Here is a 14,072-nt window from a genome sequence, read left to right as displayed (position 1 = left end):
CACATTTTCACATTTTTTATCATCAGCTTACTTGTCTCTGTCTCTAAAATCCTCTACGCTTAAATAGATCTTATTTGGAGGGGATGTATGAATGCTTCCGATTAATAGACAGCAACACATCCTGAAGTGGCTGAAAGAAGAAGGCGCGCTCAGAATTTCTGATATCAGCGCAAGGTTCGGTGTTTCAGAAATGACAGTATACAGAGATGTCAATCAGCTTGTTCAGTCAAATCAGGTCATTAAAACAGCCGGCGGCATCACGCTCCCAGCCCGAACACCTCAAGCGGATCATATGTGCAGCTATTGTCTGAAGCCGGTCAATCAAGCCCATTCGGTTCAGCTGATTACGGTAAACCAAGACATTGAACAGCTATGCTGCGCACATTGTGCGTTTTTGCGGTACGCAGATAAAACGGAAGAGGTTTCACACTTGATTTGCAGAGATTTTCTGTTACACACAACAGTCAGTGCCGGTTCGGCTTATTTCGTCGTAAATGCTGAACTAAACCTGCACTGCTGCCAGCCTCAGGCGATTCCGTTTGCGACACTCGACCATGCCGAACGGTTTCGAAAAGGATTCGGCGGAGCCGTCCGCACCTTCGACCAGGCGCTGGAAGACATGCTTCAAGACAGAAAAAAACGCTGCACCTGCACCAAGAAATAACACAACATATACAGCGGAAGGTGGTGTCTGAGTGATGAAGCGAAACAGATGGTGGATCATCCTTCTGCTTTTTCTTGTTTTCCTGCCGAAAACAAGCTTTGCTCACGCCTATATTGTCAAATCTTCACCTGGTGAAAACAGCGAATTAAAAAGCGCCCCTTCACAGGTGGAAATCGAATTTAATGAACCGGTTGAAGAAGGATTTCATTACATTAAAGTCTATAATTCAAACGGCGATCGGGTGGATACAGATAAGACTGAAATCAAAAAAGATAATCATCACATCATGACAGTGAAGCTGAAAAAGAATCTGCCGCATGATGTGTACAGAGCGGAATGGAATGCCGTGTCCGCGGACGGGCATCCAGTTTCCGGCGTCATTCCGTTCAGCATCGGGAAAGCGGACGGCGGATTCAGCAGCCAAAAAGCCGCCGGTTCAGCGCTGAATCCGGCAACAGCCGCAGACCGCGCGATTCTGTATACAGCCTTATCTCTGTTTATCGGGACGGTTTTCTTCCATCTCTTCTGGTATAAAGGAGATCCAGAACAACTCGCCAAACGGACGAGACGTATCCTGATCGTCTCGATCACTGCATTGGGGCTGGCGCTTTTGCTTCAGCTTCCCATTCAGACAAAAGCGAACGCGGGCGGCGGCTGGGGCAGCGCCTTCCAGCCGGGCTACATCAGAGAAACTCTGTTTGAGACAGCAGGCGGCACCATTTGGATCATACAGGCCCTGTTGTACGTGCTGCTTGCACTGTCTGCGATCCCTGTGATACGCAAAAAACGCTTTTCGTCCTTTGGCTATTGGACAGCGCCGCTCATTTTCTTTTTCGGTCTCCTGCTTGCCAAAGCGTTTACCGGACATGCTGCTGTCGTTGAAGAAAAAGCGGTCGGCATTTTGATGGATTTCCTTCATTTATCTTCCGCTTCCATCTGGGTTGGCGGAATAGCAGCACTCGTTTTGCTGCTCGCAAAAGAATGGAGGCAGCCTGACAAAACGCTCGCATGGGAAACGGTAAGCCGGTTCTCCCCATGGGCGCTTACTGCAGTCGGCGTCATTTTGTTTTCAGGCTTGCTCAATGGATTTTTCATCATTCGATCAATGGATTCGCTGTTCCATACAGCGTACGGCCAAGCTCTTATAGTAAAAAGCGGACTGTTTGTGTTGATGCTGGTCTTAGGCGCGCTTCATTTTCTGCTCACCAGAAAGCAGCGCCGCACAGGAATCAGCCGAACGCTCAAAATGGAATGGGCAATCGGCATCGCTGTATTGATCACAGCGGCCGTGTTTACAAGCCTGCCAAGCCCGCCTGAGCCGGCGCCGGAACCGTTCTTCCAAACGAAAGCGATTGAGAACGGACAAAGCGTGTCTCTCAGCATCAGCCCGAACCAACCAGGGAAAAACGAATTTGAGCTGCGGGTCACTGACCATAACGGCGAACCGGTGAAAAACATCCAGCAAATCACGTTAACCATTTATAAAACAGGCCTGTCAGGCAGCGAAAACAAAAGCACGTTTCAATTAAAAGAGAAAACAAAAGGCGTCTTTCAGGATGAAAACCTATCCATTAATGAAAAGGGAAACTGGAAGATCAAAGTCCACGGGCTGACCGGAGACTTTAACGAAATCAATATCATGTTTACAAAGACCCATTAAAGGAGTGTTTGAATTGTTGAAGAAAATTGCATTCACGCTATGTCCGGCTATCGTCGGCTCTCTCTTATTCTTTACGGCCCCTGCCAGTGCGCACGTTACGGTAAAGCCTGCTGAATCCGCTGCAGGCTCTTGGGAAACTTATACGATGAAGGTTCCTTCTGAGAAAAATCAGCCGACAACAAAGGTTGTCCTCAAAATGCCGAAGGATGTTGAATTCCAGCAATACGAGCCAATTCCGGGCTGGAAGGTATCCACCCAGAAACACGACGACAAATCAGTGTCCGTGACGTGGGAAGCGACTGACGGCGGCATTCAGGAAGGACAGTTCCAGCGGTTTACCTTTGTTGCCAAAAACCCTGACAAAGCGGAGGAAGCAGCTTGGGACGCATACCAATATTACAAAGACGGCAGCATTGTCGAGTGGACAGGTGACGAGGATGCGGATACGCCTCATTCCATTACAAACATCACCGCTGCAAAGCAAGTGACAGATGAGCACGGTGCTACGAAAACAGAGGACGATTCCAAAGAATCGGGCTCTTCTGCTCTGGACATCACAGCGATTGTGCTGTCTGCGGCAGCCATTATTTTATCTATAGCAGCGCTTGTAAAGAAAAAGCGTGCGTAATAAAAAAGCGATCCAGATGTCATGTCTGGGTCGCTTTTTTTGTTTAACCGCGTCCTGCTTGGAATGAAGGATATTGTGTCATACCGCCGTCCGCGAATAACGTGATGCCTGTGACGTAGCTGGCTTCCTTCGAAGCAAGCCAGGCTGCTACTGCGGCGACCTCCTCCGGTTCGCCGATATATCCCATTGGAATCATGCTTTCTACATCAGCTTTCTGTTTAGGGTCAGCGAATTTTTCAGCATTGATTGGCGTGTTGATCGCGCCTGGCCCAATATTATTGACGCGAATGCCCTTCGGCGCGTATTCCAACGCCAATGTTTCTGTCATCAACTTTATCCCGCCTTTACTTGCCGCATAGTGGACAAATAACGGCCAAGGAATCACTTCGTGCACACTGGACATGTTGATGACATTTCCCTTGATATCATTTTCTACGAAATATTTAATCGCTTCACGGCTTCCTAAAAAGGCGCCCGTTAAGTTCGTGCTGATGACTTTATCCCAATCCTTCAACGGCATTTCGTGAGATGGCACAGGATTTTCAAGTCCCGCATTATTAATCATAATATCGAGTGTGCCGAACTCTTTAATGGCAGTTTGCACAATATTTTTTACATCTTCCTCTTTCGTGACATCTCCTTGGACGATAACTGCTTCACCGCCCGCCTTGATGACCTCTTCTTTTACCTCGTTTGGATCCTGTTTATCACTATAATAGTTGATAACCACTTTTGCCTGCTCCTTGCCGAAGCGAAGGGCCATGGCTTTCCCAAGACCTGATGCAGCGCCTGTAATGGCGACGACTTTTCCTTTTAAATCTGGATACATATACATCCTCCTCAATTGTTATGAATTCGTTTTGGCGATTCCTAAAAATACAGCGGCCGCAATAATCAGTGCAATCCCTATGGCAATCGCAATAAGCTGGCGTTTTGTTTTCTTTTCACGCAGGATGAAAATGCCGCCGAGCGTTGAAATGACAATTCCCATTTGAGAGAGAGAAAAGCTTGTTGCGACACCGACTCTCGGCTGAGAAATAAACAAAAACATATTTCCGCCTGCCCAGATTAATCCTGGGAGAATATTTCTGATCGCATATTTGTTAAAGGGTTTGTGTCTAAAGGTTAAAACTAACCCCCCAACCACCATGCCAATCGCCTGTGGCAGCAGCGCGGACCAGCCGGACACATTGAACAATCTCGCCACGACGACATAAACCAAATAACCAAGAGTCGAGACAAGGAGAATCAAAATGCCCTTTTTCAAGTTGCTTGGCTCGCCCTCTGTTTTATCCTTCTTATCTTCCAAAGATGTGAGAATGATTCCCACAATGATAAAGATCAGAGCGAGAATGCCAAGCGTAATCGCAATCGGTGTTGACCATTCGCGGAACACGATCACACCGAACAACGATGTGGAAACGAGCTGCATTCCTGTGGAAATCGGCATTGTTTTAGATACACCCATCAATTCAATGCTTTTCAGCTGGTTGGCCTGCCCAAGTGACCAAAATAAGCCGGATACGATTCCAACAATAAAAATCCGCAGTGACAGAACGGGCTGAACAAAAAAGTAAATAACGATAGAAACAATGAGCGCCCCGATCGTCGTTCCCAGTGTCTGGCTGTACGGCCCGCCGCCTAATTTCACATTGAAGAGAACAATGCTCCCCCAAAACAAAGCCGGGAGAAGAGCCAATAATAAATCCATTGTTGGGGAACCTTCTTTCAAAATGTATTTGCTGTTATTTTGTCTGGAATGGCTGGGTTTATTCGCCGGAACAGCAAAAAGAGCTGCCGGAAGATCCGGCAGCTCTCAGGAGCTTGCATTCTTTTACAAACCGATGGACATATATTTTGTTTCAAGATAAGGCTCGATGCCTTCCGAACCGCCTTCGCGGCCGATGCCGCTTTCTTTCATTCCGCCGAATGGCGCTTGAACCGCTGATGGTCCGCCGTCATTCCAGCCGATAATCCCGTACTCAAGGTTTTCGGAAATATAGATGCCGCGGCGGTAGTTTTCTGTGAAGAAGTAAGCAGCCAGGCCGTACGGTGTATCGTTGGCAAGCTGAATCGCTTCATCAATATCAGAAAACGTGACGATCGGTGCAACCGGGCCGAATGTTTCCTCATGCATGATATTCATGGACGTATCGACATCTGCGAGTACTGTCGGGTTGACGAAGTAGCAGCCTTTGTCATCGTTTCGGTCATACGTGCCCCCAGCGAGAACTTTCGCACCTTTTTCAACCGCATCATCGATTTGGCTGACGATTTTTTCGAAGCCTCTTTTGTTGATAATCGGGCCGACATTGACGCCTTCTTCAAGTCCATTTCCGACTTTTAGCTTAGACACTTGCTCGCTCAGTTTCGCCGCAAATTCATCTTTGATGGATTCATGGACGATCAGGCGGTTCGCACATACGCATGTTTGGCCCGCGTTTCGGTATTTAGACACCATCGCCTGTTCAACGGCAAGGTCTATGTTTGCATCTTCATCCACGATCAGCGGGGCATGTCCGCCGAGCTCCATGGAAACATGTTTCACGGTGTCCGCACTATTTTTCATGAGGATTTTCCCTACCGGCGTTGATCCTGTGAACGTGATTTTGCGGATTTTCGGACTGCCTGTGAACACATTTCCAATTTCTTCTCCATCGCCGATGACTACCTGAAGAACGTCCTTCGGAATGCCCGCTTCATATGCGAGGCGCGCAAGCTCATAGGCAGACAGCGGTGTGTCCGGCGCCGGCTTGATGATAAACGTACAGCCGGCAGCAAGAGCAGGTGCCGCTTTGCGTGTAATCATCGCATTCGGGAAATTCCAAGGCGTGATGGCAGCAACAGGGCCGACTGGCTGGCGTGTGACGACAATTCGTTTACCGGTTGTCGGAGCAGGCACAGTTCTTCCGTACACACGCTTCGCTTCCTCTGCGAACCATTCGATATAGCCTGCGCCGTACAGGACCTCGCCGACCGCTTCCTGATACGGTTTTCCGTTTTCCTTTGTAATTAAATCTGCAAGTTCTTCTTTATGTTCAACAATCAGCTCATACCATTTTTTCAAAAGAGACGCTCTTTCGTTCGCTGATGTTTTAGACCACGTTTTAAACGCTTGATGTGAACGTTCAATGGCTTCTTCTACTTCTTTGGCTGATTGCTGAGGAATCGTTTTGATCTCCTCGCCCGTAGCCGGGTTGTAGACCGTTAATTGATCTGGCATATTGAACATTCCCTTCTTTTCATGATTACTTAAAATGATAGCAGACCCAGCCGTTTTCTTTCCAATAATTAAGCTCGCAGGCCCGCCTCCAAGATGCTGAGTCCTTCATTCAGAAGGCTGTCTGAGATGACGAGCGGCGTCAGAAAGCGGATGATATTGCCATTAATTCCCGCAGTCAGCAAAAGCAATCCGTTTTGATTCGCATACGACGCGATTGCTGCCGCTTTCGCTTTATCAGGCTCACGCGTGTCAGGATCCTTGACGATTTCGATTGCGGCCATTGCTCCGAGTCTGCGGATGTCACCGATGAACGGGAATTCTTGTTTCCACTCATACGCCTTGTTTTCAATCGTTTTGCCAATTTTTTCAGAACGCTCATTCAGCCCTTCTTCTTCAATAATATCCAAGACAGCCAAAGCCGCCGCGCACCCGAGCGGGCTGCCGGCATACGTGCCGCCCAGCTCCCCTGGCGCTGCTGCATCAAGCATTTCCGCACGGCCGATCACACCGCTTAACGGCAATCCCGCTGCAAGTGATTTAGAAACCGTGATCAGATCAGGAACAACATCAAAATGTTCAATTGCGAAATAGGTGCCTGTTCTGGCAAAACCCGTTTGAATTTCATCAGCCACAAAAACAATGCCGTGTTCTTTGCAAAAAGATGCGACATGCTGCACAAATCGTTTCGAAGGAATAATAAAGCCGCCTTCTCCCTGTACAGGCTCCATCACGACACATGCGACCGTTTCCGGCGCGACTGATGCGATGAAGAAATCATTGAACGCTTGGATGATCATGTCATCGTAGCTTTCATCACTCATGCCGGCCGGCTTCTGATAATAATAGGGGAATGGTGCTTGATAAACCTCTGACGCAAAAGGTCCGAAGCCGAATTTATAAGGTTTTACCTTGCTCGTCATGCTCATCGTCATATTCGTGCGCCCATGAAACCCGCGTGTAAACGAGACAACCCCTTGGCGCTTTGTATACTTTCTGGCAATTTTTACAGCGTTTTCGACCGCTTCCGCTCCTGAGTTCAGAAAGATCGCTTTTTTCTCATGGCCGCCCGGTGCAATGCCGCACAGTTTTTCCGCTAATTCGATATAAGACGGGTACATCATGACATTGAAACCCGGGTGAATCAGCTCCTCCGCCTGCCGCTTCACAGCCTTAACGACCTTCGGATGCGAGTGTCCGACATTTAACGTACCGATGGCGCCTGCAAAATCAATAAATCTCCGGCCGTCCAAATCGTACAGCTCAGCCCCTACTCCTTTTACCGCCAGACTGCGATTGCCGTTGCTCACACCTTTGGACACGAATTGATCACGTTTTTGCTGCCACTGGGCAGTCGTGATGCTTGCTGTTGTTTGACTCATGTGTATGTCCCCCTGTCGCTATTTTCTTACCATTCTGACTTCTCTTTGGTATGATGAAAAGTACCAATTATAACTTTTTGATGGTACCAGAAGGAGAAACTGCAAATGGACATCACAATCACACTCGATCGCTCAGAACAAGCCGATTATATCTATCAGCAAATTTATCAAAAGCTGAAAAAAGAAATTCTCAGCCGCAATCTGCTGCCACACTCGAAGGTTCCCTCCAAGAGAGAGCTGGCTGAGAAGCTGAAGGTCAGCGTAAACTCAGTGAATTCAGCCTATCAGCAGCTTCTGGCTGAGGGATATTTGTACGCCATTGAGCGAAAGGGATTTTTCGTGGAGAAGCTCGACATGTTTTCTGCCGAGGAGCACCCCCCATTTTCATTGGCGGATGACCTGAAAGAGGTTCACATCGATCAGAGCAATTGGATTTCGTTTTCACACATGAGTGCCGATACAGACCATTTTCCGATCAAAAGCTGGTTTCGCTGCGAGCAAAAAGCGGCCTCACGCTCATATCGAACACTTGGCGATATGTCGCATCCACAAGGGATCTATGGGGTGCGCGCGGCCATTACCAGGCTCATTTCCCTGACGCGGGGCGTAAAATGCCGGCCGGAACAAATCGTCATAGGGGCAGGCACACAGGTGCTTATGCAGCTATTGACTGAGCTTTTGCCTAAGGAGGCGGTGTATGCGATGGAGGAACCCGGTTACAGGCGCATGTACCAGCTTTTAAAAAATGCCGGAAAACAGGTGAAGACCATCATGCTGGATGACAAAGGCATGTCGATTGCTGAAATCAGCAGACAGCAGCCTGATGTACTGGTGACGACTCCGTCGCATCAATTTCCGGCCGGAACGATTATGCCTGTATCCAGAAGAATTCAGCTGCTGAACTGGGCAGCCGAAAAGCCGCACCGCTATATTATTGAAGACGATTATGATAGTGAATTTACATATGATGTAGACAGTATTCCAGCGTTGCAAAGCCTCGACCGTTTTCAAAATGTCATCTATATGGGCACCTTTTCAAAATCCCTTCTCCCTGGCTTGCGGATCAGCTATATGGTTTTGCCGCCTGAGCTATTGAGGACATACAAACAGCGAGGCTATGATTTGCAGACATGCTCGTCTCTTGCGCAGCTCACCCTGCAGGAATTTATCGAGTCCGGAGAATATCAGAAGCATATAAAAAAAATGAAGCAGCATTATAAAGAAAAGAGAGAGCGCCTGATCGCCGCTTTAGAAACAGAGTTCAGCGGAGAGGTTACCGTAAAGGGGGCAAATGCGGGACTGCATTTTGTTACCGAATTTGAAACCAGCCGCACCGAACAAGACATCCTGGCACATGCCGCCGGCCAGCAGCTTGAAATCTTCGGAATGAGCCGGTTTGATTTGAAGGAAAAAAGAAGGCAAACAGGCAGGCCCGCTCTCATTATCGGATTCGCCCGGCTTAAGGAAGAAGACATTCAGGAGGGTGTCGAGAGGCTTTCCCGTGCTGTTTACGGACATAAAAAAATCCCCGGTACAGGGGATTGATTCACCAGCGGTCCTGGTCCACATTCAGCACGGCTTCAAGCAGGCCCGGAAATGCCTTTTCGAGGTCTTCAGCGCGAAGCGAATAATACCGGCGCTTTCCTTCTATACGAACTTGAGCGATGCCTGATTCTCTCAATACTTTAAAATGATGTGACAAGGTCGATTTGGCAACCTGTACATCCGCACAGGTGCCGCACGTTTTTTCTTTCGCTCCAGCTAATTGCTTTACGAGCTCTAAACGAAGCGGATCACTCAGTGCGTGAAGGACCTTTGTCAGCTGCAACGTTTCTGTTTCTGGATGGTTTGGAATGTTCATGACACAAATGTATCACACAACAATTAGAATGACAATTTTACTATTTAAGGGTTTTTCCTTTACCTCATTTTGATTACATGTTACAGTTAGTTCGATGAAATTCGAACAATAAATTCAGCATAACGATGGAGGAGATTGACATGATCGTATTACAAGCTTACATCAAAGTAAAACCAGAAAAACGCGAGGAATTTTTGAGCGAGGCGCAATCGCTTGTTCAGCATTCAAGAGCTGAGGAAGGCAACGCGCAATATGACCTATTTGAAAAAGTAGGCGAAGAAAATACATTTGTAATGCTCGAACAATGGAAAGATGAAGCGGCGATGAAATTCCACAATGAAACTGCGCATTTCCAAGGATTTGTAGCAAAAGGAAAAGAACTGCTGAGCGCTCCTCTTGATGTTGTCCGCACAGAGCTTAGCGAGTAAGGAAAGGGTGTCCCATATGAATGAAGTCATCAAATCATTAACAGACCACCGCTCGATTCGCAGCTATACAGATGAACCTGTAGCTCAGGAACAATTAGACCAAATCATTCAAGCGGTGCAATCTGCCCCAACTTCTATCAACGGGCAGCAAGTGACTGTGATCACAGTACAGGATAAAGAGCGCAAAAAGAAAATCTCCGAGCTGGCAGGCGGACAGCCTTGGATTGACCAGGCTCCTGTTTTCTTGCTGTTCTGCGCAGACTTCAACCGTGCCAAAATCGCGCTTGAAGATCTGAATGATTTCAAAATGGAGATTACAAATGGCTTAGAGTCTGTTCTTGTCGGTGCTGTAGACGCTGGTATCGCCCTCGGCACAGCGACAGCAGCGGCTGAATCACTTGGACTTGGCACGGTTCCGATCGGTGCGGTTCGCGGAAACCCTCAAGAGCTGATCGAACTGCTTGAGCTTCCGAAATACGTGTTCCCTGTATCCGGCCTTGTCATCGGCCATCCAGCTGACCGTTCAGCGAAAAAACCGCGCCTTCCGCAGGAAGCAGTCAATCATCAGGAAGCATATTTGAATCAAGATAAGCTGACTTCTCACATTCAGGCATATGATGAGCAAATGTCTGAATATATGAATAAGCGGACAAACGGAAAAGAAACAAGAAACTGGTCACAGAGCATCGCTTCCTATTATGAGCGCCTGTACTATCCGCACATCCGTGAAATGCTTGAGAAACAAGGATTTAAAGTTGAAAAATAAGCCTCACCCGGCCTGTCGGATTTTCCGGCAGGCCTTTCGATTGTCCGGTTAAAATCCATTGACTTCTATTTAGTTTATTTGGTAAAATTTTTTCATTGTTACTCATTGGTTTTCTATGAACCAATGGGTTTTCTAATGTTCAAGAAAGAAGGAAGCCATGAGATGCTTGATAAAAAAACAGATATCTTGTTAGCTGCGCGAAAGCTTTTTTCGGAAAAGGATTTTACGTCGGTTTCCATGCAGGCGATCGCAGAAGAATGTAAGATGTCAAAAGCTTCGATATATAAGCTGTTTCAATCTAAGGAAGATCTGCTTTTGGAGCTGCTGTCATTTAACCAGAAACAAATGGTGGCCGCGGCCTCAAGACTTCAGGAGAATACCGCCCTGACACCGGAGGAGCGTTTGACGCAAAAGGTCAAAATGGAGCTGGAAGGCTTCAGGCGGAATCAGCAGTTTTTCAATATGCTGACCTACGGAAATCCTAAGCTTCATAATAACCGGGTTAAACAGCATATCCATCAGACCAGGTCAACGATTATTTGCTGGCACCGTGATTCGCTGATCCAGGCGTATGGAGAAAGCATTCTTCCGTTTGTGTGGGATCTGGTCATCATTCTTCACGGCATGATGCGTGAGTTTTTAATGCTGATCAAAATAGAGGAAAAACCGCTTGAGCTTGACCCGATCGCAGAGTTTATCATCAGCACCCTCAATCAGATTGTCAAAAACAAGGAAACCCGGCAGTCTCTCCTTCCGCCCGAAGCCATCGAGCTTTACATTCATTCAGCATCCTCCTACAAGCCAAAGGATAAATCAGCCCTATTGTCGGAAAGCCTGAAGGAATTACATAATGGCATCTCTTCCCTGCCCGCCGCAGACTTTGACGTAGATGAACTGACATCCGCAGCCGCCATGCTGGGGGAAGAAGCGAAGAAGGAAGAGCCCCGCGCTTTTTTGCTCAAATCACTGATTGGCTATCTGGAACAAACCGGTGTTTTAACACAGCCCGTTTCGATGTTAAAAACACTGTTAATTACTTAAAGAAAAGAAGGGATATGTATTGGATAAAAGTATCGAACCAAAACCTTTTAACCGTTCTGTCATTGTCGGCATTTTATTAGCCGGGGCGTTTGTCGCGATTTTGAATCAAACGCTGTTAATTACTGCACTTCCCCATATTATGAGGGATTTCAATGTAGATGCCAACCAAGCGCAATGGCTGACAACTTCATTTATGTTAACCAACGGGATTTTAATTCCGATTACCGCGTTTTTAATTGAGAAATTCACGAGCAGGACGCTGCTTATCACAGCAATGAGCATTTTCACTGCCGGAACAATTGTCGGGGCATTCGCGCCGAACTTCCCGGTTCTGCTTACAGCACGTATCATTCAAGCGGCCGGAGCCGGCATTATGATGCCGCTCATGCAGACCGTATTCCTGACGATCTTTCCGATTGAAAAGCGCGGCCAGGCTATGGGTATGGTCGGATTGGTCATCTCGTTCGCGCCTGCGATCGGACCGACTCTTTCCGGATGGGCAGTCGAAGCTTTCTCTTGGAGATCATTGTTTTATATCATTCTTCCGTTTGCTGTGATTGATTTAATTCTTGCCAGCATCCTGATGAAGAACGTGACGACTTTAAGAAAAACTAAGATTGATATTTTATCAGTGATCCTTTCGACATTTGGATTCGGCGGCCTTCTGTACGGCTTCTCAAGCGTCGGCTCTTACGGCTGGACCAGTTCAACCGTCTTGATTTCATTGCTGGTGGGTGTCATCGCATTGCTCCTGTTCATCACAAGACAAATGAAGCTTGAAAAACCGATGCTGGAATTCCGCGTATTTACATTTGGTGTCTTCAGCTTAACAACCCTGCTGGGAACACTTGTCTTTGCCTTATTGATCGGTACGGAAACCATCCTGCCGCTTTATACACAAACCGTCAGAGACGTTACAGCCTTTGATACAGGTCTTATGCTTCTTCCAGGAGCCATTGTGATGGGCTTCATGTCACCGATTATCGGAAGAATTTTTGACCGTGTCGGTGGAAGAGGCCTCGCGATTGCAGGTTTCTGTATCATCTTCCTGACATCACTGCCGTTTATGCAGCTGACTGACCATACGTCACTCGCTTGGATTGTCGTTTTATACACCGTTCGTCTCTTAGGTACCGCTATGATCATGATGCCGGTGACGACAGCCGGAATCAACGCGCTGCCGCGCCACCTGATCCCACACGGAACAGCGATGAACAATACGATTCGCCAAGTCGGCGGCTCAATCGGAACTGCACTATTGGTATCCGTCATGAGCAACCAGGCGGCTCACGCAGGCACGACAAATGTGAAGCATGCCGCCCTGCACGGCATGAACGCCGCATTTATCGTGGCAGCCTGCATTGCGCTTGCCGGCTTCCTTCTATCCTTTACATTAAAGAAACCTCAGCGCCCTGCCGAACAGCAGCCTGCACGCTGATCCATAAAAAAAGAGCCCCGCTTTTAAGCGGAGGCTCTTTTTGTTTACTTCTCTAAACCGTCTTTCACTTCTTTAATCATTTGCGTCATAGACTCAAGTCCGCCTCCTGATAAGTACCAAGTAGCAGAATCAAGGTAGACGACATGATCATTTTTCACTGCGTTTACGTTTTTCACATAATCATTTTCAACGACTTGTTTAGTAGATGATGTTTCACCGATCGCTGTACCGCGGTCAATGACAAACAGGTAATCCGGGTTTGTTTTTGAAATGTACTCGTAAGAAACACTTTGTCCGTGGGTAGACGCTTTGATGTTTTTATCAGCCGGTGTTACGCCGAATACGTCATGGATCAGGCCGTATCTTGATTTAGAACCGAACGCGCTGATTTTTCCGTCGTTCGCCATAATGACAAGACCGTTTTTGTTAAGCTTTTCAGCTTTTTTCTTAAGATCCGCAATTGAATGATCAATTGTTGCGAGTTCATCTTTCACTTCGTCTTCTTTATCAAAGATTTTACCGATGGTTTCTGCGTCTGATTTAAATGATTCCATGTATTTCGCTGTGTCTACGCCAAGGTAAATCGTCGGCGCAATTTCAGAGAATTCTTTGTAAGACTCAGATTGTCTTCCTGAAATAATGATCAGATCAGGGTCTAAATCCGCCACTTTTTCGAAGTCTGGTTCTTTTAAGCTTCCGACATCAGCATATTTGTCATCCTTGAATTTAGACAGATACTTTGGAAGGGCTTGTTTCGGCAAGCCTGCGACTTTATCATCAAGACCGAGTTTATCTAACGTGTCTAAGCTTCCAAAATCAAATACAACAACTTTTTTAGGGTTCTTTGGTACTTTTGTGCCGTTTTTGTCCAGCTGGTGTTTCACTGTGATTTGTTCATTCTTTGAATCAGAACCTTTGCTGCTGCTTGTGCTTTGGTTTCCGCATGCAGAAATGACAACTGCCGTCACCAAAGCGATGAATAGT

14 protein-coding genes are annotated in these 14,072 nt (G+C 47.2%); 8 read left to right on the top strand and 6 right to left on the bottom strand.

Annotated features, from left to right (window positions below):
* Window positions 1-91 precede the first annotated feature (91 nt).
* The 3 genes from cutR to RAC86_RS03595 are packed head-to-tail and all read left to right on the top strand — an operon-like array spanning window position 92 to window position 2,952.
* A complete protein-coding gene (gene cutR / locus RAC86_RS03605) occupies window positions 92-664 on the top strand; it encodes a copper uptake transcriptional regulator CutR (protein WP_014112667.1) in 573 nt (190 codons plus the stop codon).
* Between the two features lie 34 nt (window positions 665-698).
* Window positions 699-2,324 carry a copper transporter YcnJ gene (gene ycnJ / locus RAC86_RS03600; protein WP_072565748.1) on the top strand — a complete coding sequence of 542 codons (1,626 nt, stop codon included), beginning with the start codon at window positions 699-701 and terminating at the stop codon, window positions 2,322-2,324.
* Between the two features lie 13 nt (window positions 2,325-2,337).
* Window positions 2,338-2,952: a YcnI family copper-binding membrane protein gene (locus RAC86_RS03595; protein WP_014112665.1), complete on the top strand. Its 615-nt coding sequence runs from the start codon at window positions 2,338-2,340 to the stop codon at window positions 2,950-2,952.
* Between the two features lie 43 nt (window positions 2,953-2,995).
* On the opposite strand, the gene gdh is transcribed toward RAC86_RS03595, so the two are convergent.
* The 4 genes from gdh to gabT form a co-directional block, all read right to left on the bottom strand.
* Window positions 2,996-3,781: a glucose 1-dehydrogenase gene (gene gdh / locus RAC86_RS03590; RefSeq protein ID WP_014112664.1), complete on the bottom strand. Its 786-nt coding sequence runs from the start codon at window positions 3,779-3,781 to the stop codon at window positions 2,996-2,998.
* Window positions 3,782-3,799: 18 nt separating this feature from the next.
* On the bottom strand, window positions 3,800-4,663 hold the full coding sequence (gene glcU / locus RAC86_RS03585) for a glucose uptake protein GlcU (protein WP_072565747.1): 864 nt from the start codon (window positions 4,661-4,663) through the stop codon (window positions 3,800-3,802).
* A 123-nt stretch (window positions 4,664-4,786) separates the two neighbouring features.
* Entirely contained in the window at window positions 4,787-6,175 is a 1,389-nt protein-coding gene (gabD, locus tag RAC86_RS03580) for a succinate-semialdehyde dehydrogenase (protein WP_014112661.1), read from the bottom strand.
* 68 nt (window positions 6,176-6,243) lie between these two features.
* On the bottom strand, window positions 6,244-7,554 hold the full coding sequence (gene gabT / locus RAC86_RS03575; RefSeq protein WP_072565746.1) for a 4-aminobutyrate--2-oxoglutarate transaminase: 1,311 nt from the start codon (window positions 7,552-7,554) through the stop codon (window positions 6,244-6,246).
* A 105-nt stretch (window positions 7,555-7,659) separates the two neighbouring features.
* Here gabT and gabR point away from each other — a divergent pair, with 105 nt between their 5' ends.
* Window positions 7,660-9,099, top strand: a complete 1,440-nt coding sequence (gene gabR / locus RAC86_RS03570; protein WP_072565745.1) for a MocR-like transcriptional regulator GabR — start codon at window positions 7,660-7,662, stop codon at window positions 9,097-9,099.
* 1 nt (window position 9,100) lies between these two features.
* Here the strand turns inward: gabR and RAC86_RS03565 are convergent, their stop codons facing one another.
* Entirely contained in the window at window positions 9,101-9,415 is a 315-nt protein-coding gene (locus RAC86_RS03565) for an ArsR/SmtB family transcription factor (RefSeq protein ID WP_014112658.1), read from the bottom strand.
* 140 nt (window positions 9,416-9,555) lie between these two features.
* Between RAC86_RS03565 and RAC86_RS03560 the strand changes: the two genes are divergently transcribed.
* The 4 genes from RAC86_RS03560 (at window position 9,556) to RAC86_RS03545 (ending at window position 13,088) form a co-directional block, all read left to right on the top strand.
* Entirely contained in the window at window positions 9,556-9,843 is a 288-nt protein-coding gene (locus RAC86_RS03560) for a putative quinol monooxygenase (RefSeq protein WP_003240208.1), read from the top strand.
* A 16-nt stretch (window positions 9,844-9,859) separates the two neighbouring features.
* Window positions 9,860-10,609 (top strand): NADPH-dependent oxidoreductase, encoded by a 750-nt coding sequence (locus tag RAC86_RS03555; RefSeq protein ID WP_061186193.1) that lies wholly within the window; start codon window positions 9,860-9,862, stop codon window positions 10,607-10,609.
* A 162-nt stretch (window positions 10,610-10,771) separates the two neighbouring features.
* Entirely contained in the window at window positions 10,772-11,650 is an 879-nt protein-coding gene (locus RAC86_RS03550) for a TetR/AcrR family transcriptional regulator (RefSeq protein WP_072565744.1), read from the top strand.
* A 19-nt stretch (window positions 11,651-11,669) separates the two neighbouring features.
* Entirely contained in the window at window positions 11,670-13,088 is a 1,419-nt protein-coding gene (locus RAC86_RS03545) for an MDR family MFS transporter (RefSeq protein WP_014112655.1), read from the top strand.
* A 44-nt stretch (window positions 13,089-13,132) separates the two neighbouring features.
* Here the strand turns inward: RAC86_RS03545 and RAC86_RS03540 are convergent.
* Window positions 13,133-14,072: siderophore ABC transporter substrate-binding protein (locus RAC86_RS03540; protein WP_377885391.1), on the bottom strand; the 940-nt coding region annotated here is incomplete at its 5' end.

Source organism: Bacillus sp. LR_5 (assembly GCF_042709275.1).
This window is presented reverse-complemented; position numbering and strand designations above follow the sequence as displayed.